Genomic DNA, 19976 nt, shown 5'->3' with positions numbered 1-19976 from the left:
GATTTTCACTGATAATTTGTCGTTTTTAGTCGAAAAATTTATGTTTCATAAAGGATGCGACATAATGCGACAAAAGATATATGCGAATAATAAAAAGTTCCAACCGATTGATGGATAACGGTTGGAACTTTTTACCTATAAATATTTTTCTTGGATGTCACGCTTCCTTGTGACTTTTGCCGGCGTCCCGAACGCGATGACTTGGCTCGGTAGGTTGGAAACAACGGTCGCGCCGGCACCGACGACGGTATCGGACCCGATGTGAATATTATGGATGACTGTCGCGCCCATCCCGATGAAAGAACGTTCGCCAAGACGAACATTGCCACCAAGATGAGCACCAGGTGCAACGGATGAAAATGGAGCGAGGAGACAATCATGGTCGACAGAAGACATCGTGTTGACGACGCTGTGTGCTTCGAGTCGCGTGTTCGGGTTGACGACACTTCCGGCCATCACAGCGACACCTGGACCAATCTTGACATTTTTGCCGATGATGGCGCTAGGGTGAACGGCAGATATGAATTCAAAGTCTGGCATCTGTTCTTTTATTCGATGTGCAATCAGTGCGCGTTGATCATTGTCTCCAATTCCGATGATTCCTTTTCGGATAGCCGTGTTTGAACCGATGACCCCGAGGATTGGATATCCATAAATCATTTTCCCTACTAAATGTGGACTATCGTCATAAATCCCTGCAATTCGATACATTCCTGTCAGTTCCAACATATCAATCAATACTTGCGCGTGACCACCTGCACCAAAAATCACAATCCATTCCATCTGGAAGTCACCCCTTTTGTTTTGCCGAAAAATGTCGAAATGATTTGTCTGTAATGAGAGTATTGCCGAATCTCTTGATTTCAAACAAAACAGAAAAGAATTGGCGAGTATGATTTCAGAATGCCACTTTGGAAGACGTATGTCGTTTCAAAAAGATGCTATTTTTTTCTGTTTCATTGTTTTTGGCAATGGCTAATTTCAAATCGTAGTGATTTTGTTAAAGGGGGTTTGGACGATGTCTTTGGCGTTCATGTACATTACGAATCAACCAGAAGTTGCACAGTTAGCTGAACAAAACGGAGTCGATCTCATCTTTGTTGATTTAGAATTGAATGGGAAAGAGGAACGACAGGGACATCTCGACACGGTCATTTCAAGACATTCGATGCACGATGTCAGTCGCATCCGTTCGGTCTTGAAACATGCGATGTTGCTCGTCCGCATCAATCCGATTCATGCAGGGTCACGTTTTGAAATAAACGAAGCGATTTTTCGTGGTGCGGACATGTTGATGTTGCCGTACTATAAGACGGTAGCTGAAGTGGCAACATTTATCGAAATGGTCGATGGTCGCGTCAAAGTTTGTCTTCTTTGTGAGACGAAAGAAGCGGTCACGTGCATGCCGGACGTATTACGTTTACAAGGAATCGATTCGATTCATATCGGACTGAACGATCTTCATTTGAGTTATGGTCAGGCATTTCTATTTGAACCGCTCACGAATGGACTCGTCGAAACGATTGTCACGCAAATCCGTGAAGCTGGTATTCCGTACGGCTTCGGTGGGATTGCCCGGATCGGGGAGGGGCGAGTGCCTGCCGAGCGAATCATTTCGGAACATGTCCGCCTCGGTTCTTCGTGCGTCATCTTGTCTCGGAGCTTCTGTCATATCGGAAATGCGACAAAAGTGTCATCACAGCAGGCTCAATCGTTCCAAGAAGGGGTATGGAGAATTAGGGCATATGAGCAACAACTCGAAACGATGCCTGTGGAGTGGTTTGAACAAAATCGTCTACGGCTCGTCGACGAGGTTCAAGCCATCACATCAGAAATACAACAACAGAAAGGAATGTTGTCATGAACGTATGGGTGACAGGGATGCGTCTATCCCTCGACCAACAAGCACGACTTGAACAGTTAGGCTACAACGTCACTATTCTTGAAAAAGAGTCAGACATTCAAGAACGAGATGTATCTGAAGTGGAGGTGCTCGTCTGCCAAAACGTGTTTGCTGATCGAGCGCTTGAAGATTTTCCACGATTGAAGGTCGTTCAAGCAGTGAGTGCTGGCCTTGACCGTTTACCTGTTCAAGCCTTAAAAGAAAGAGGCATCCGCGTCTATAACGCCGGCGATACATATGCCGTGCCGATGGCGGAATGGGTCGTCTGGCAATTGCTCGACTTTATGAAACATGGGGCTGCGTTTCGGGAGAAGCAACAAAACCGACAATGGGAAAAAGAACGGCGGTTACTTGAACTGACGGGCAAAACGGTCACGCTACTCGGTGTCGGCAACGTCAGTGAGGCAATCGCCAAACGACTGCGTGCATTTGATATGCACCTGATTGGTGTCGGGCACCGTGAAAAAGACGTACCGTTTGTCGATCGCTACGTGTTGTTGGACGAACTTCATGACGTGTTGAAAGAGAGTGATGTCGTCATTTTGGCGTTACCGCTCAAGGACGAGACGTATCACCTCATCGATCGGGATGCGCTTGAGGCGATGAAAGAGGATGCGATCCTCATCAATGTGGCACGCGGGGCAATCATCGACGAGGAGGCACTCGTCGAGACGCTCCAAGAAGGAAAATTCTTCGGCGTCGCGCTCGACGTGTTCGAAACGGAGCCGATTCAACCGAGTCATCCATTGTATGAGTTCGCGTGGGTGAGTCTCACGCCACACAACTCCTACGTATCGGATCAGGTAAACAACCGACTCTTCCAGAACGTGCTCGCAAATCTACAGAATGAACAACCATCTACCACGTGACGACGGACAGACCGAAACTTTCGGTCTGTTTTTTTGTTGTGCCGCTTCAAAAGGAGCCCTTATGATAATTCACTAAAAAATTATTCGCTACTCATTTCAATTCGTATTTATTCAAAAAATCGAATGGGAACAACGAGATATAGCAACTCACCGACACCATGACTCTGCACCGAAGAAGGAGTGAACGCACATGCAACGTCCTGACACGCTCGTCAGCATCATCGTGCCTATTTACAACACGAGCGCCTTTTTACGTCAATGCTTAAACAGTCTCGTCAATCAGACGTACCCTCACCTTGAAATCATTTGTATCAATGATGGCAGTACGGATCAAAGTCTCGACATCATGCTGGAATTTGATGATGACCCGCGTGTCATTTTGATTGACCAGACGAATCGTGGTTGTTCCTTCTGCCGCGACCGAGGTCTTCAAATGGCAACCGGTGAATACTTGATGTTCATCGATAGCGATGATTGGTTAGATCTTGATGCGATTCGCCTTCTCGTCAAACATGCCGAAGCGGAACGTGCCGATGCCGTCATGGGCACGTACGTCCGTGAGTATGAAGGGCGGTCTTTGCCGAAGCGCATCTTTGAGGCAGATTTTTTATCGTACAACGCTGAAGAGACGAGACGTTTCGTCCATCGTCGTTTGTTCGGACTCGTCGGGGAAGAACTGGCCCATCCGGAGACGGTCGATGCGCTGAATTCGAATTGTATCACCTTGTACCATCGGGATTTGATTCGTCACTTGTCGTTCCGTAGTCCGTACGGTTCATTTGTCGACCTCTATTTTCAAATTCAGGCACTCGAACATTGCCAACGCTTTATTTACATCGATTATCCGATCTATCACTACCGGAAGACGAACGGACAGTCTGAGACGAGTGTTTATCAACGTAATCTCGTGAACTCACGACTCGAATTCTTTCACATGCTCATGACGTACATTGAAGAACATGATCTCGGAGAAGATTATACACGTGCCCTCTATAATCGGATCGCACTCAGCATGATCGGGATCGGATTAAACGAATTGAGTTCCAACAAACCACTGTTCGCACAAGCAGAGGTGTTGCGACAAGTGCTCCAACAAAAAGAATACAAAGAGGCGTATTCCCAGATGGATATGCGTTACTTCGATTTGAAATGGCGGACGTTCTTCCAATTATGTAAGCATGAACGGACCGTGCCACTCGTCCTGATGCTCCGCAGCGTGAACTATTTGCGGAAACGCGTGTGAGGGGGCATTGAACATGAAACGAGTCCTCATGGTCGCATCGGTCGTATCGATGATTGAAAGTTTCAACCGTGACAACATCCGGACCCTTCAAAACATGGGATACGAGGTGCACGTCGCCACGAATTTTGAATGGGGCAGTATGTATAGCGAAGAAAAGGTCGAACGCGTCAAACAAAGTTTACGAGAGGAAGGGGTCACCCTTTTTCAAATTGACTTCGAGCGGGACATTAAAAAAATGAACGGGCATGTTCGGGCATTCCAACAATTGAAACGTGTCATGACGACACAGTCGTATGCGTTTCTCCACTGTCATTCCCCGATCGGTGGCGTGATTGGTCGCCTCGTCGCAAGACAGACAGATACGCCATGCATGTACACGGCTCACGGGTTCCACTTCTTCAAAGGCAGTCCTTCTCTCAACTGGATGCTCTATTATCCCGTCGAACGGACACTTGCCCGATTGACCGATACCATCGTGACGATCAATCAGGAAGACTTTTCGAGAGCGCAGACATTTAAAACGACGCACACGTTCCGCATTCCGGGGATTGGGGTCGACACGAAACGAATCGAACAGGTTCATATCAATCGCCCGTTGAAACGTCAGTCGCTCGGGGTGGACACCGATACCGATTTCGTCTTACTGTCCGTCGGAGAATTGAACGAGAACAAAAATCACGAGACCATCATTCGAGCGATTGCCGAACTCGGTGATCCAAGCATCCGTTACTGGATTGCCGGGACGGGGGACGCGAGATCTCAATTAGAGCGAGTCATTCGAGAGACGAACCTCACGAATCAAGTACAGCTCCTAGGTTTCCGGGATGATGTGTTTGAAGTGATGAAAGCGGCAGATTGTTTCGTCTTTCCGTCTAAACGAGAAGGACTCGGGATGGCGGCGCTTGAGGCGATGGCGGCAGGGTTACCGATCATCACCTCGAACGTGCATGGGATCAACGACTATTCGGTCGACGGGGTGACGGGTTTCAAGTGTGCCCCGAACGATATTCGAGGATTCGCACGCGCCATTCGAACGATGCGACTGGATTTCGAATTATCTCATCAGATGGGGTTGCATAATTCACAATCGGCCAAGGCGTTTGATGTCGAGCGTTCTCATGAAGAGATGAAGCAGATTTACGATACGTTCAGGAATCGACGTCCTTCCTGATAGTTTATAAAAAGATGGTCATCATTTCTTTTGATTTGTCAGAAGAGCGGGGGTAAGTAGTAAGCACACCAAGATTCTAGACACTAGGAAATGCAGCTGAATAGTTGAAGGAGGGTTCACCCGTGAATAGTCAGACGATGCTCCTATCGGATTTACTCGCTGTCTTTAAAAAGAGTAAACTATTGATTCTTTTGACGGTCATGATCGTTGGAGGAGCGGCCTATTATGTCAGTCAATATGTGATCGAGCCGACGTATGAAGCATCAACCCAAGTGCTGATCGTACCGAAGCAAGAAGCCGGCTCAAACGTTGTCGACAGTACCCAAGTCTCGTCATCGCTCTCGTTGATTAATACGTATCGTGTCATCATGCGGAGTCCTGCCATCTTAAATGAGGTACAGGAGCAAGTGGCGAACGCCCCAGATGATATCAGCGAAGTGTTGTTGGTCGAGAGTGAGGAAGAATCCCAAGTCATCAATATCGTCGTCGAGTATAGCGACCCGGTCGTCGCCGCGAATATCGCGAACGTCATCACGGAAGTATTCGCGGATGAGATCCCGGATCTCATGAATATCGATAACGTCCGGATCTTGTCGGTTGCTGAGGTGCCGAGCGACCCCGTGGCACCGAGTACGGTCATGTATACAGGCATCGGTTTGATCGTCGGGTTTGTCATCGGAAGTGTGCTCGCCCTCATCCGTTACACGTTCGACAAACGGATCCGTGATGAGAAGGAAGCAGAGAAGCTATTGGCGTTACCGGTCATCGGAAACATTCCTGTGATTGAAAAGCGAGACATGGCCGCGAAGCGGTCGAAACCGGAACCTGTAAAAGAAGACGTCAATCCAGTGGCGAAAGGAGACGAGACAAATGTTCCACCTACCAAAGACACAAGACAAAGTTCGTGAAACGAAACGAAGCTTGATCACCCTCGTGAATCCGCAGTCTCCCATCGCCGAACAATATCGGACGATTCGGACGAACTTACAATTCACCTCGCTTGGAGCCGACTTACAAACGATTGTGGTCACGTCCGCATCACCAGGAGAGGGGAAATCGACGACAGCTTCCAATCTGGCCATCGTCTATGCGCAGCTTGGAAAGCGTGTCTTACTCGTCGATTGTGATATGCGAAAACCGACAGCCCATTTCACCTTCCAACTTCCGGGGCAACTTGGGCTTTCGACCGTGCTCGCCAAACGGACGACGCTCGAACGGTCCATCCAGGCTACCCAAGTGCCCAAACTGTCTATGCTTCCGGCCGGACCGATTCCTCCGAACCCTTCGGAATTACTCGCTTCTCCGATGATGAAACGGGTGCTTGAAGAAATCAAGCAATCGTATGACATGATTATCTTGGATGCGCCACCGATCATGCAGGTCGCGGACAGCCGGATTGTCGCGAGTGAAGCGGACGGTACGATTCTTGTCATCGGGTGTGATAATTCGAACCGAGACTACGTGTTGAAAGCGAAAGAGCAGCTTGAACTGTCAGGTGCGAACATCCTCGGTTTGGTGATGAATAAGCGAGACAAAGGAAAAGAACGTCATTATCACTACAAATACGATTGAGCCAGGAGAGGAGGCGAAGGACGATGCGCATCTTACACATTAACGCGATCAATGAGGAAAAGAGCACAGGGCGAATTTGTAAAGAGCTCTCGACCATCGCCAACCAGTCTGGTCATGAGAGTATCGTTGCCTATGCGACAGGACCGGACAGTGAGACAGGCATTCGGATCGGCTCACCGTTCGATCAAAAGCGTCATGCTTTCTTGTCGAGACTTACCGGCAAGCAAGGGTATTCCTCGAAAGGAGCGACGAAAGACTTCATCAGTCGACTGGAAGCAAATCCACCAGACGTCGTCCATCTGCACAACCTTCATTCCAACTATATGCATTTGGAGACGCTTTTGACTTGGTTAGCTGAAACTGACACACCGACCGTTCTGACGTTGCATGACTGTTGGTTCTATACCGGTAAATGTACGCATTACACGAGTTCGGGATGTGACCGCTGGCAATATGGGTGCGGAAACTGTCCGCGACTCGCCCTCGATAATCCGAGTTGGGGTCTCGACCGGACCGCCCGGATGTGGCAAGACAAGAAAACGTGGTTCCAAGCGATTCCTCGACTCGCTGTCATCGGGGTATCGGATTGGATCACGACGGAGGCCCGGTTTTCATTTCTCGGGCAATCTTCGATCATCCGTCGAATCTATAACTGGGTCGACACCGATATTTTCCGTCCACGGGATACGGCGTTGTTGCGCCGTAGACTCGGACTGACGAATCGCTTTGTGCTCCTCGGTGTCGCAAGCTCTTGGGATGACTCGAAAGGATTGTCGAAATGGATGGATTTGGCTGAACGACTCCCGGACGTCACCATCTTACTCGTCGGTGCGATGCCAGATATCGCGTTGCCAAAACACATCATCCACATCCCGTCGACGAACCGCCCGGAAGAGCTCGCGGAATATTATGCGCTCGCTGATGTCTTTTTGAACTTATCTGAAGAAGAGTCGTTCGGGAAAGTAACGGCAGAAGCAATGGCGTGTGGCACGCCAGCGATTGTCTTAGATGGGACGGCAAACCCAGAGCTCGTCCCGGCCTCGTGTGGATCTGTCGTATCTGGCAGTCATCCGGCACTTCTCGTCGATGCGATTGAGCGAATCAAACGAGATGGAAAAGGGTTTTATACGGAAGCGTGTGTCACCCATGCCCATCAGGCGTTTCGGATGGAACATCGCGTCGCAGACTACTTGGACGTCTATCAGGAATTGATCGATCAGAAAGGAAGGGATTCACTATGGCACAGCCACTCGTCTCCATCGTCATCCCCGTCTACAATGGAGCGGACTATTTGAACGAGACGATTGAGAGTGCACTCGCTCAAACGTACGAACCGATTGAAGTGATCGTCGTGAACGATGGGTCGACGGATGGTGGGGCGACGGCAGCCATCGCTAAACAGTTTGGTGATCGTATTCGCTATTTTGAGAAGGAGAACGGTGGCGTATCGACCGCCTTGAACCTTGGAATTGAGAAGATGCGAGGAGAATGGTTCTCGTGGCTCAGTCACGACGATTTATATACCCCTGAGAAAATCGCACATCAAATCAAACTCCTCAATCGAATGGATTCCACACAGAAGACGATTCTATCTTGTGGGACCGATTTGATTGATGAGGTCGGGCGGCCGATCCAGCGACTTCGGAAGCGGACGAAAGGCCATTACACGAGTGACGAGATGTTTGATTATTTAATGTTAGAAGCGTGTCTGAGCGGATGTGCATTACTCGTTCCGAAGCAGGCGTTTGAAGAGGCAGGGATGTTCCCGACGAACTATCGCTATATCCAAGACTGGGTGCTCTGGGTCGATATGGCGCTTGCCGGATACGAATTTCTCGTGACGACAAATCCTTATGTCAAATCGCGCGTTCATCCGAAACAGCAGACGAAACGGATTTCGGATGTGGCCCCGATCGAGACACGACGTTTCTTCGAACAGTTGCTACAGCGACTCGAGTCACCCTCAAAACAAAAGACAGTCTTTCGAGCTATCTATCGCTCTGCCGCACCTGATGTGCGGGATGAGTTGATGACACGTTACGACGGTCATCGTCTGTTATCTTACCGGGAGCAGAGGTGGCTACAAGGTAGATCCTATCTATATCATCGTGCGTTGTCTGTCTATCGCGGTGTCATGGACTTACGTTATCGCTAACGAAAAGGAGGGGCGACATGCTCATCTATTTGATCAACCTCATTCTCCTCATCGCATGGGCAGCGTTACTCCTTCGCGATGACGGCATTCGAAACGGGAAATTGTTGTTCGTGATCATTGCGACCGTTCAATGGATCGTGTTGTCTGGCTTCCGGCATCTGAGTGTCGGGGCGGATACGATGCAGTACAAATGGATGTTCGACCAGTCGAAGGTCATGTCGTGGGAGCAGATCGGCAACAACTTCATGAACGGTTTATTCGAGAGCGGGGACGAGCGAGACCCGGGCTACTTCGTTCTTCAAAAAGCGACCCAGCTCGTGACAGATAACTACCAATGGTACTTGCTCATTGTCGCGATTCTATTCCTTGTACCGTTCGGGATTTGGATCTATCGCAACTCGACGGAACCGTTACTTAGCTTTATCATCTTTTCGACATTATTTTATGCGTTCTTCGCCATTACGGGAATCCGTCAGACGATTGCGACGGCCATCGCTGTCATGATTGGTTATGGGTTCGTGAAGGCGCGTCGGTTTTGGCCATTCCTACTCATCGTCCTTCTCGCAGCGACCATTCATAAATCAGCACTCGTCTTCATCCCGTTTTATTTCTTGGCCAACAAGCAATTGACGAGCCGTTATCTTCTCTTCATGGGGGCGCTCATCCCGTTCTTATTCGTCTTCAGAGGACAGCTGTTTGAACTGTTCCGGATCATCAGCGGGTATGACCAATACGATTACTATGCGGGAGCAGGGACGCTCAACTTTTCGTTGCTCCTCCTCTTGATCACCATCGTCGCCGTCTGGCGAAAAGACGAGATGATTGCGAACAACCCGTATGCCGTCCATTATATCAACGCCTTGTTGCTCGCACTCTGCTTCTTACCGCTCACCTTCATCAATCCATCGATGATGCGCGTCGTTCAATATTTCTCCGTCTTTATCATGCTTCTCATTCCGGAAATCTTACGATCGTTTGACCGAAGGGAGCGCCTGCTCGTCTATTACGTGGCCATCACAGCGCTACTCTTCCTATTCGTCCGGAACGAACCGATTTATCTATTCTTCTGGCAGCAAAAATAAAGGAGGGAAGTCGAAATGGCGACGAAAGTGGAATTCGATGAACAACGCAGCTCACGTCAAATCAAAATCGGTGCCCTCATGTCATATACCGCCATCGGCTTCAACATTTTAGCAGGGTTGATCTATACGCCGTGGATGATCGCTGAAATCGGACAGGCCAGTTACGGACTTTATATGCTGTCCATCTCGCTCGTCAGCATGTTCGCTCTCGACTTCGGGCTTGAAGCGGCCGTATCACGCTTCTTATCCAATTATCACGCACTCGGTGACGAAGAGGGGGCGTCTCGCTTTTTAGGTGTCGCCTTCAAACTGTTCACGGGAATCGCCATCTTGATCGGTCTCGTGCTCGTCGGCGTATACGTCATGATCGAGACGATTTATGCGAGCTTGTCCGCGAGTGAAATCGATACATTGAAGACACTCTATATCATGGTCGGCTTTTATATCGTCGTCCTCTTTCCGACAAAACCGTTCAACGGCATCTTGATTGCGAATGAACGGTTCGTCGTCTTGAACTGGTTCAACTTATCTGAAAAAGTGCTCACGGTCGTCTTGATGATTGGGGCGCTCCTCCTCGGATATGGATTATATGCGCTCGTGTTCGTCAACGCGCTCGTCGGACTCTCGATTATCGTCGGGAAAGGGCTCTACTTGATGCGACGGACGGATACCGTCGTCGAGTTCCTCTATTCGAGCCGCACGATGTATCGGGATATCTTCTCCTTCTCGTCTTGGACGACACTGATTGCACTCGCGCAGCGATTCATCCTCAACATCACCCCGACCATTTTGGGTGCGGTCGCGGGTAGTGCTTCCATCGCACTCTTCTCCATCGGGATGGTCATCGAAGGATACGTTTGGACCATCTCATCTGCCATCGGCTCGCTCTTCCTTCCGAAAGTCACACGGATGACGACGAGTAACCGGCACGGGGATTTAGAAAACTTGCTCATCCGGGTCGGGCGGATTCAACTCTATATTGTCGGTTTGATCATCGTCGGCTTCATGACGATGGGACAAGAGTTTATTCGACTATGGGTCGGCGAATCGTTCCATACATCTTATTGGGTGGCGCTCTTCTTGATCGCCCCAGGGTTCATCACATTGACCCAAGAGATTGCCTACACGACATTGATTGCGACGAACCAAATCAAATATCGCGCGTTCGCCTCTTTGATTGTCGCACTCGTCAGCGTCATCCTATCTTCCATCTTGTCGCCGCATTATGGGGCCATTGGAGCGGCCGTCGCCATTTTAATCGGGAATGTCTTTGGCACCATCTTGTTTATGAACTGGGTCTATCTCCGGATTCTTCAGCTGAACATGTGGCGCTTCTTTAAAGAGTGTCATCTCAAGATTATGCCGGCTCTCATCGCCTTGGGTGTGGCAGGCTGGATGATTCAGCAAACGTTCCCCGTCAATTCACTGTTTCTCTTCTTACTGAAAGCCGGGGTGCTTGGGGTCGCCTACATCCTCGTCTTGTGGCTCTTCACGTTTCGGGAGGATGAAAAACAACTTATCACCGGGTTACTCCGAAGATCTTCTTAAGCATCCCAACCGAGGGTGCTTTTTCTAATTATGGGAACGCGCCATTAAGCCATCTTTCAAAAAAATGATACACATATCTTTCAGATTCTTGTAGGAGAAGGGTATCACGTTAATATCCACTCATTGCAATAGTTTTCCAATCACCGATAGAAGCCATTTACATCATGAAGGAGAGGATCTGCAATGTTTCAAGATAAGACGTTACTCATCACAGGAGGGACTGGGTCGTTCGGTCATGCGGTCATGCAACGCTTCCTCAAAACGGACATTAAAGAGATTCGGATCTTCTCGCGCGATGAGAAGAAACAGGACGATATGCGTAAACTCTATCAGGACGATAAGCTCAAATTTTATATCGGTGACGTCCGTGACGTGAACAGCGTCCGTAACGCCATGTACGGAGTCGACTACGTCTTTCACGCAGCAGCATTGAAACAAGTTCCGTCTTGTGAGTTCTTCCCGCTCGAGGCGGTCAAGACGAACGTACTTGGCACAGATAACGTCTTAACGGCTGCCGTCGAGCAACACGTGAAAAAAGTGATTTGTCTCTCGACGGACAAAGCCGCCTACCCAATCAATGCGATGGGCATCTCAAAGGCGATGATGGAAAAAGTGTTTGTGGCGAAAGCGAAAGCGGTTCGTCCCGACCAGACGCTCATTTGCGGGACACGCTACGGCAACGTCATGGCATCACGCGGTTCCGTCATCCCACTCTTCGTCGAACAAATCAAACGAGGCGAGCCGCTGACGGTGACGGATCCATTCATGACACGGTTCTTGATGAGTTTAGAAGACGCCGTCGAACTCGTCGTCTTCGCCTTCAAAAACGCACATGCAGGAGACATCATGGTCCAAAAAGCACCGGCCTCCACGATTGGAACGTTGGCACAGGCGCTCATCGAACTGTTCGGTGTCGACAACCCGATCAAAGTCATCGGGACACGTCACGGGGAGAAACAGTACGAGACACTCTTGACGCGAGAAGAGAATGTGGTCGCTGAAGACATGGGCGGCTTTTACCGGGTACCTGCGGATACGCGAGACTTGAACTATGAAAAATACTTCAGCGAAGGTAGTCAAAAATTGACCGTCGAAGGCGAGTACAATTCGGCGAACACCGAGCAATTGAACGTCGAACAAGTGAAACAACTGCTCATGAAACTTCCTTATATCCAACAAGAGTTGAAAAGCTGGGTGAAAGTCTCATGAAGATTCTCATCACAGGAGCGAACGGGTTTGTCGGAAAGAATTTGAGGGTGACGCTCGAAGCGGCCGGGCATGACGTGTTTGCTCAAACACGTGATACGGACGCAGAGACGTTCATGAACTACTGTCGTGATGCAGATTTCATCTATCATCTGGCTGGGGTGAATCGGCCGAAAGAGGAGCGCGAGTTTTTCGAGGGAAATGTCGGATTGACGCAACATCTTCTCGATATCCTCACACAAGTCGGAAACTCGGCAACAATCGTGTACGCTTCTTCCGTTCAAGCCGAACTCGACAACCCGTATGGACAAAGTAAGCGTCAAGCCGAGCAGTTGCTACTAGATGAAGTGAACCGGACAGGACGTCAGGTGATGATCTATCGACTTCCGAACTTGTTCGGGAAATGGAGTCGACCGGATTATAACAGCGTCGTCGCCACATTTTGTGACCGGGTCGCCAAAGGAGAGGCAGTCGAGATTCATGATCCGAATCGCACCGTCACCCTTGCTTATATCGATGACGTCGTGGAAGCTTTCGTGAACGTGTTGGAACATCCGGTCAAGCCTGGCTATCAGATGGTGGACACACATGACCCCGTTTCGCTAGAGCGTTTGGCAAACCTTCTCTATACGTTCCGCGAGAGTCGGAAGAATTTAGCCGTCCCTGCGCTCGATGATCAATTCACAAAGCAACTCTATAGCACGTATCTCAGCTACTTGCCGGTCGATGAATTCGGATATGACTTACGGAAGCATGAGGATCATCGGGGCTCGTTCACCGAATTCCTTCGGACACCTGACCGCGGTCAAGTTTCCGTCAATGTGGCCAAGCCCGGGATCACGAAAGGGAACCACTGGCATCATACGAAAAACGAAAAGTTTTTAGTGATCAGCGGGGAAGCGAACATTCACTTTCGAAAAGTCGGGGAGGACGTCGTCCATTCGTATTATGTGACGGGTGAGATGATGCGCGTCATTGATATCCCGGTCGGCTATACGCACAGTATCGAAAACGTTGGAACGGTAGATTTGGTGACGGTCATGTGGGTCAATGAAGCGTTTGACCCGAATCGTCCGGATACTTATTTCATGGAGGTGCAAGATGAAACAGCTCAAAGTGATGACTATCGTCGGGACGCGACCCGAGATCATTCGTCTGTCGGCCGTCCTTCATAAACTTGAACAATCTGAAGCCATCGAGCACATCCTCGTGCATACCGGACAAAACTATGACTACGAATTGAATGAGGTCTTCTTCGAAGACTTTGGACTAAGAAAGCCAGATCACTTTTTAAATGCCGCGACCGGTAGTCCGATGGAGACAATCGGCAACATCTTGATTCACATCGATCCGATTTTAGAACAGGAGCGTCCGGATGCGGTCCTTATCTTAGGCGATACGAACTCTTGCTTGACGGCCATCGCCGCCAAACGACGGAAGATTCCGATTTTCCATATGGAGGCGGGCAATCGCTGCTTCGACCAGCGCGTCCCGGAAGAGACGAACCGTAAAATCGTGGATCATACGTCGGATATCAATTTGACGTATAGCGATATTGCCCGGGAATATCTTCTTCGTGAAGGGTTGCCACCAGAACGGGTGATCAAGACAGGGAGTCCGATGTATGAAGTGCTCCACTCTAAGCGTGAGGCCATCGAACAGTCGGACGTGCTCGACCGACTCGGCTTGATACGGGAGGGCTATTTCCTCGTCTCGGCTCACCGGGAAGAGAATATCAATTCGGACAAGTTGTTTATCGCGCTCGTGGACAGTTTGAATACGGTAGCTGACGCGTACGACCTTCCCGTCATCGTGAGTACACACCCACGCACGATGAAGCGGATCCAGGAGTTGAACATCACGTTCCATCCGCACGTCCGGTTGCTCAAGCCGCTCGGTTTTATCGACTACAATCACTTACAGCTCCATGCGAAGGCGGTCCTCAGTGATAGCGGGACAATCAGTGAAGAGTCTTCGATTCTCGGGTTGCGAGGTCTCAATATCCGCGAGAGTCATGAACGTCCTGAAGCGATGGAGGAAGGGGCCGTCCTGATGGTCGGGCTCGAGAAAGAGCGTATCCTCCAAGGCATCTCTGTCGTCATGTCACAACCACGTCCACGACTCGTCAGTGACTACAGTATGCCGAACGTCTCGGACAAGGTCATACGAATCCTCTTGTCTTATACGGACTACGTTCGACGTGAAGTATGGAAAGGTAGCGTCGACCCGAGACAGGTCGTCAAGGAGGGATAAACGATGAAACAGAAGCTCGTCTTTATTAGTAATATCGCATCTCCGTACCAAGTGAAGCTCTGTTACGCCTTAGAAGAATATTTCGATGCAGAGTTTTGGTTTTATGAACACTTGGATGCGAATCGACCGGACTGGTGGAAAATCCCGCTCGGAGACAAGTGTAAGATCTTAAAATACTCGAAACGGTTCCCGAAACTGAGCTATCTCTCACTCGGGTTGATTCCTGAACTCATTCGTTTCAAGCCTGACATCATCTTGCTCGGAGGATTCATGCCGATGCATGCACTGATTACAAAAGTGGCGAAACGGTTAGGGATCAAAACGGTCGTCATGAGTGAACCGCTTCGTCCACTTCAAAACGACGATGACCCGTCAGATCGATTGATGAATCGGATCGATAACCCTCGAAAAACACAGCTATTGCATTGGATGTTCAAAGATGCGGATTTATTCTTCGGCATGGGAACAGTCGCGGTCGATCAGTTCAAACGGGAGCTACAGTTCGACCCGGATAAAGTCGTGCATGCCACCTATGCACAAGATATCGATGCCTATTTCGATCATGGTCTCCGTCATAAAAAACAAGGGGACACGTTCAAGTTATTGTTCGCGAATCGCCTGGTCGAACGGTATCAGCCACTGCTCGTCCTCGAGGCGTATCGCAATTTATCAAAACGATACAACCTAGAGCTTTACTTGAACCACTCGGGTCAACAACTCGAAGCCTGTAAATCATACATCGCGGAACACCATCTCGAGAACGTTCATTTCTTAGACGAGATTCGGGCGTGGGACGAGATGCCAATCGTGTACGAACAAGCCGATATCTTGATTCTCCCGGCGACTTACTCGAATGGGAACGGGACGATCATCGAGGCACGGGCTTCCGGCATGGGCGTCGTCATCAGCAATCAGATCAACAACGTATCGCATCATTCGGTAGATGGAGAGAACTGTTACATGTGTGATGTCACGGTGGAGTCGATTGAAGCGGGAATCGAGCAATACTTGGCGCATCCCGAACGCTTGATCGAACACGGCAAACTCTCTCGTGAGCTCGTGAAATTCCATCGAAATGATGTGACGGCAAAAGGGTACTATGACACGTTGCGGGAGAAACAAATCATTTCGTGAAGGAGTGTTCGTATGAAAGTTGCCATCATGCAGCCGTACTTTTTCCCCTACATCGGCTACTTCCAACTGATGCACGCCGTCGATACATTTGTCATCTTCGACGATGTCCAATTTATCAAAAAGGGATGGATTCATCGGAATCAGATTGTGATGGACGGTGAACCCCATCCATTCACGTTATCCATTCAAAAGATGAGCCAGAACAAGTTGATTTGTGAACATGAACGAGCGCTTGCGGAAGAGACGGTTGTGCGGCAAATCAAACAGTTGCACCACGCGTATCAAAAGGCGCCCTATTTCAATGAGGCGATGCCGGTTCTCGAACGCGCGCTTTCGAATCCAGAACGAAACGTCGCGATCTATCTCGCTCAAAGTCTACAAGAAGTGGCGCACTATCTTCAAATCGATACGTCCTTTCTCTTTACGTCAGATCTTAAAGGGAATCCCGCGCTGAAAGGGCAGGAACGGATTCTTGACTATTGTAGGCAACTTGATGCGACCCATTACATCAATGCCATCAACGGTAGGGCACTTTATGATGAAGAATCGTTCCAAAAATCAGGGGTGGCGTTATCCTTCTTACAGTCAGACCTCCCAGCTTACAGGCAGGGAACGGATACGTATCTGCCTTACATGTCCATCATCGACTGCATGATGAACTGCTCTGCTCAACACATTCATGAAATGCTTCATCGTTACAAACTTGTCGCCAATCACCAACCGACTTAGGAGGGAGCATATGTTGCACATCGTTGATCTTCAGTCGAGTACACCACCGCTACCATCGCATGAGCCCGTCATTCCGGTCATTCAGTCGGCACTCCCTCCATTCGAAGAATATGTGGAAGAGATTCGATCGTTATGGGAGTCAAAATGGCTAACGAACAACGGGACGAAGCACCAACAACTCGAACAAGCACTGAAAGACTATTTGAACGTCGAACAGGTAGCGCTCTTCACGAACGGTCACTTGGCGTTAGAGGCGGCAATCGAGGCGCTCGGATTGACAGGGGAAGTCATCACGACACCGTTTACGTTCGCCTCGACGACACATGCGTTGATTCGAAAAGGACTGACACCTGTCTTTGGAGACATTCGAGCAGACAACTATACGCTCGATGCTTCAAAAATCGAGCGATTGATTACATCAAAAACATCCGCCATTCTACCGGTGCACGTATATGGAAATGTATGTGATGTCGAGGTCATTGAGGCGATCGCGAAAAAACATAAGTTGAAAGTGATCTATGATGCAGCCCATACGTTCGGGGTGACGGTGAACGGGCGTGGTATTGGAACGTTCGGAGATGTCTCGATGTTCAGTTTTCATGCGACGAAAGTCTTCCATACGATTGAAGGCGGGGCACTCACATTCAATGACCCGGCACTTAAACAACGTTTTGAGCGACTAAAAAACTTTGGGATCACCGGTCCTGAAACCGTCAAAGAACCAGGTGGGAACGCCAAAATGAATGAATTTCAAGCGGCGATGGGACTGTGTAACCTTCGTCATATCGATGAAGTGATGGCGAAGCGGAAGCAGGTTCGAGAACTGTATGACGCCGCTTTGAAAGGAATCCCGGGGATTCGTGTACTCGAATATCAACCAGGCGTCCATCCGAATCATTCCTACTATCCAATCGTGTTCACGGATGCAATCAATCGCAGGGATGAGATGGAGGCGGTACTGGCTGCAAAAGGTGTGTTGACGAGAAAGTACTTTTATCCGCTCGTGACAGACTACGACTGGATGGAAAATCGATTTGCGAGCCGACGCACACCGGTCGCCCAACAAATCGCGAATCGCGTCCTGACGTTGCCACTTTATCCTGATTTGACACCGACCGACGTCACGCGAATTTGTGACATCTTGAGAGAAAGGATGATGACACGATGAAAGGGATCATTTTAGCGGGCGGGAACGGGACACGCCTCTATCCGATGACAAAAGCTGTATCGAAACAACTCTTACCGATTTACGACAAGCCACTCATCTATTATCCGATGTCGGTCTTAATGCTCGCAGGTATCCGAGAAGTGCTCGTCATCTCTACTCCTCAAGACATCGGAGGATATGAACGCCTCTTCGGTGACGGTCATCAGCTCGGGATTGACGTCTCGTATAAAGTCCAGACGAAACCCGTCGGCTTAGCCGATGCCTTCATATTAGGAGAAGAGTTCATCGGTGATGATTCGGTCTGCCTCATTTTAGGCGACAACGTCTTTTACGGACCCGACTTGACCCGATTCTTAAAAGACGCCCAAGCGAAGACGAAAGGCGCGACGGTGTTCGGGTATCCGGTGAAAGATCCGCGGGCGTTCGGTGTTGTCGAGTTTGACGAGAATCATCGCGTCGTGTCCATCGAAGAAAAACCGGCCGTGCCAAAATCGAACTATGCGGTACCTGGCCTATACTTCTATGACAATCAAGTCGTCGAATTCGCAAAACAAGTCAAACCGTCACCACGGGGAGAACTTGAAATCACATCCATCAACAATATGTATCTCGAGCGCGGCGAGCTGAACGTCGTCCTATTCGGTCGGGGGATGGCATGGCTCGACACAGGGACGCCAGAAGGCATGATCAAAGCTTCGATTTTCGTTCAGACGGTGCAAGAACGACAAGGCTACTATATCGCTTGTCTCGAAGAAATTGCGTGGCGACGCGGTTTTATCACACGTGAACAGCTTCGGGACATCGGCTTGACGCTCAAGATGACCGACTACGGTCAATATTTAATCTCACTCGTAGAGGAAGGGGAACAGACCAATGCATACGATCCTAGTGACTGGCGGAGCCGGGTTCATCGGTTCAAATTTCATAAAACACTATCGGGCAAAACATCCGACGTCCCGCATTCTTAACGTCGACGCGCTGACGTATGCAGGCAACCTGAACAACATCCAGGAGTTTGAGACCGACCCGCTCTACGTGTTTCGAAAAGTGGACATTCGGGACCGTCCCGCGATCGATGAACTGTTCACGCTATTTCAAGTGGACGAAGTCGTCCACTTTGCGGCAGAATCCCATGTCGACCGCAGTATCCTCGAGCCCGAATTATTTTTATCGACAAACGTACTCGGGACACAAGTACTGTTAGATGTGGCAATGCGTCACTGGAAACTGCATCCGGATGACAAATACAGTCGGGACTACCGAGAGGGTGTCTGTTTCGTTCACGTCTCGACAGATGAAGTGTATGGCTCACTCGGCGAGACTGGCTATTTTACGGAAGAATCACCGATTGCACCGAATAGCCCGTATTCCGCATCAAAAGCCAGTTCGGATTTACTTGTCCGCTCGTATCATGAAACATACGGGCTCCCCGTCAAAACGACACGTTGCAGCAACAACTATGGACCGTATCAATTCCCAGAAAAACTGATTCCGCTCATGGTGCATCATTGCATGACTGGGAAACTGCTTCCTGTGTATGGGGATGGTGGACATATCCGGGATTGGTTACACGTTCAAGACCATTGTGAAGCTATCGATCTCGTTCGGGAGAAAGGTCGCTTCGGTGAGGTGTATAACATCGGTGGGCATAACGAGAAGACGAATCTCGAACTCGTTCGTACGATTTTACAAGTATTTCAACAATCAGACGATAAGATTCAGTTCGTCACCGACCGACCAGGCCATGACCGACGTTATGCAATCGATGCTTCTAAAATGCGGGAAGAGCTCGGTTGGACACCTCGTTATCAGTTTGAACAAGGGATGGAAGAAACGATTGAATGGTATCGCACGCATCCCGAATGGGTGGAGGACGTCGTAACGGGTGCCTATCGCGATTACTACGAAAAAATGTACGCTTCTCTATAGAAAGGGGAGGTTCA

18 protein-coding genes and 1 pseudogene are annotated in these 19976 nt (G+C 49.4%); 18 read left to right on the top strand and 1 reads right to left on the bottom strand.

Features of this window, described 5'->3' with window-relative positions:
* Positions 1-135: 135 nt before the first annotated feature.
* Positions 136-783, bottom strand: coding sequence for an acetyltransferase (locus KNP04_RS04560; protein ID WP_214874810.1), 648 nt, complete (start codon positions 781-783; stop codon positions 136-138).
* Positions 784-1018: 235 nt separating this feature from the next.
* Between KNP04_RS04560 and KNP04_RS04555 the strand changes: the two genes are divergently transcribed.
* The 18 genes and pseudogenes from KNP04_RS04555 to rfbB all read left to right on the top strand — a co-directional run bounded on the left by KNP04_RS04555 (position 1019) and on the right by rfbB (position 19962).
* Positions 1019-1864 carry an aldolase/citrate lyase family protein gene (locus KNP04_RS04555; protein ID WP_214874809.1) on the top strand — a complete coding sequence of 282 codons (846 nt, stop codon included), beginning with the start codon at positions 1019-1021 and terminating at the stop codon, positions 1862-1864.
* A complete protein-coding gene (locus KNP04_RS04550) occupies positions 1861-2772 on the top strand; it encodes an NAD(P)-dependent oxidoreductase (RefSeq protein WP_214874808.1) in 912 nt (303 codons plus the stop codon). Before KNP04_RS04555 ends, KNP04_RS04550 begins: the two co-directional genes overlap by 4 nt.
* 190 nt (positions 2773-2962) lie before the next feature.
* On the top strand, positions 2963-4015 hold the full coding sequence (locus KNP04_RS04545; protein WP_214874807.1) for a glycosyltransferase family 2 protein: 1053 nt from the start codon (positions 2963-2965) through the stop codon (positions 4013-4015).
* A 13-nt stretch (positions 4016-4028) separates the two neighbouring features.
* Positions 4029-5186 carry a glycosyltransferase family 4 protein gene (locus KNP04_RS04540; RefSeq protein WP_214874806.1) on the top strand — a complete coding sequence of 386 codons (1158 nt, stop codon included), beginning with the start codon at positions 4029-4031 and terminating at the stop codon, positions 5184-5186.
* A gap of 137 nt (positions 5187-5323) precedes the next feature.
* Positions 5324-5878, top strand: a pseudogene (locus KNP04_RS04535) (YveK family protein); the annotation flags it as partial.
* Positions 5879-6056: 178 nt separating this feature from the next.
* On the top strand, positions 6057-6758 hold the full coding sequence (locus KNP04_RS04530; protein ID WP_214874804.1) for a CpsD/CapB family tyrosine-protein kinase: 702 nt from the start codon (positions 6057-6059) through the stop codon (positions 6756-6758).
* A gap of 23 nt (positions 6759-6781) precedes the next feature.
* Positions 6782-8053 (top strand): glycosyltransferase, encoded by a 1272-nt coding sequence (locus tag KNP04_RS04525; RefSeq protein WP_214874803.1) that lies wholly within the window; start codon positions 6782-6784, stop codon positions 8051-8053.
* Positions 7996-8913 (top strand): glycosyltransferase family 2 protein, encoded by a 918-nt coding sequence (locus KNP04_RS04520; RefSeq protein ID WP_214874802.1) that lies wholly within the window; start codon positions 7996-7998, stop codon positions 8911-8913. Before KNP04_RS04525 ends, KNP04_RS04520 begins: the two co-directional genes overlap by 58 nt.
* 17 nt (positions 8914-8930) lie before the next feature.
* Positions 8931-9995: an EpsG family protein gene (locus tag KNP04_RS04515; RefSeq protein ID WP_214874801.1), complete on the top strand. Its 1065-nt coding sequence runs from the start codon at positions 8931-8933 to the stop codon at positions 9993-9995.
* A gap of 15 nt (positions 9996-10010) precedes the next feature.
* Positions 10011-11543, top strand: coding sequence for an oligosaccharide flippase family protein (locus KNP04_RS04510; RefSeq protein ID WP_214874800.1), 1533 nt, complete (start codon positions 10011-10013; stop codon positions 11541-11543).
* 183 nt (positions 11544-11726) lie between these two features.
* Entirely contained in the window at positions 11727-12752 is a 1026-nt protein-coding gene (locus tag KNP04_RS04505) for a polysaccharide biosynthesis protein (protein ID WP_214784377.1), read from the top strand.
* Positions 12749-13924, top strand: a complete 1176-nt coding sequence (locus tag KNP04_RS04500) for a polysaccharide biosynthesis C-terminal domain-containing protein (RefSeq protein ID WP_214874799.1) — start codon at positions 12749-12751, stop codon at positions 13922-13924. The genes KNP04_RS04505 and KNP04_RS04500 overlap by 4 nt, the downstream gene beginning before the upstream one ends.
* Positions 13851-15002, top strand: a complete 1152-nt coding sequence (gene wecB / locus KNP04_RS04495; RefSeq protein WP_214874798.1) for a non-hydrolyzing UDP-N-acetylglucosamine 2-epimerase — start codon at positions 13851-13853, stop codon at positions 15000-15002. Before KNP04_RS04500 ends, wecB begins: the two co-directional genes overlap by 74 nt.
* Positions 15003-15005: 3 nt before the next feature.
* Complete coding sequence (locus KNP04_RS04490; RefSeq protein WP_214784368.1) at positions 15006-16136, top strand: glycosyltransferase family 4 protein; 1131 nt, start codon at positions 15006-15008, stop codon at positions 16134-16136.
* Positions 16137-16148: 12 nt separating this feature from the next.
* Positions 16149-16865: a WbqC family protein gene (locus tag KNP04_RS04485; RefSeq protein WP_214874797.1), complete on the top strand. Its 717-nt coding sequence runs from the start codon at positions 16149-16151 to the stop codon at positions 16863-16865.
* A 10-nt stretch (positions 16866-16875) separates the two neighbouring features.
* Positions 16876-18033: a DegT/DnrJ/EryC1/StrS family aminotransferase gene (locus KNP04_RS04480; RefSeq protein ID WP_214874796.1), complete on the top strand. Its 1158-nt coding sequence runs from the start codon at positions 16876-16878 to the stop codon at positions 18031-18033.
* Positions 18030-19001, top strand: a complete 972-nt coding sequence (gene rfbA / locus KNP04_RS04475) for a glucose-1-phosphate thymidylyltransferase RfbA (protein ID WP_214874795.1) — start codon at positions 18030-18032, stop codon at positions 18999-19001. The genes KNP04_RS04480 and rfbA overlap by 4 nt, the downstream gene beginning before the upstream one ends.
* Positions 18907-19962, top strand: coding sequence for a dTDP-glucose 4,6-dehydratase (gene rfbB / locus KNP04_RS04470; protein ID WP_214874794.1), 1056 nt, complete (start codon positions 18907-18909; stop codon positions 19960-19962). The genes rfbA and rfbB overlap by 95 nt, the downstream gene beginning before the upstream one ends.
* Positions 19963-19976: the final 14 nt, after the last annotated feature.

The organism is Exiguobacterium sp. CH10, from assembly GCF_018617635.1.
Lineage (GTDB): Bacteria > Bacillota > Bacilli > Exiguobacteriales > Exiguobacteriaceae > Exiguobacterium > Exiguobacterium aestuarii_A.
This window is presented reverse-complemented; position numbering and strand designations above follow the sequence as displayed.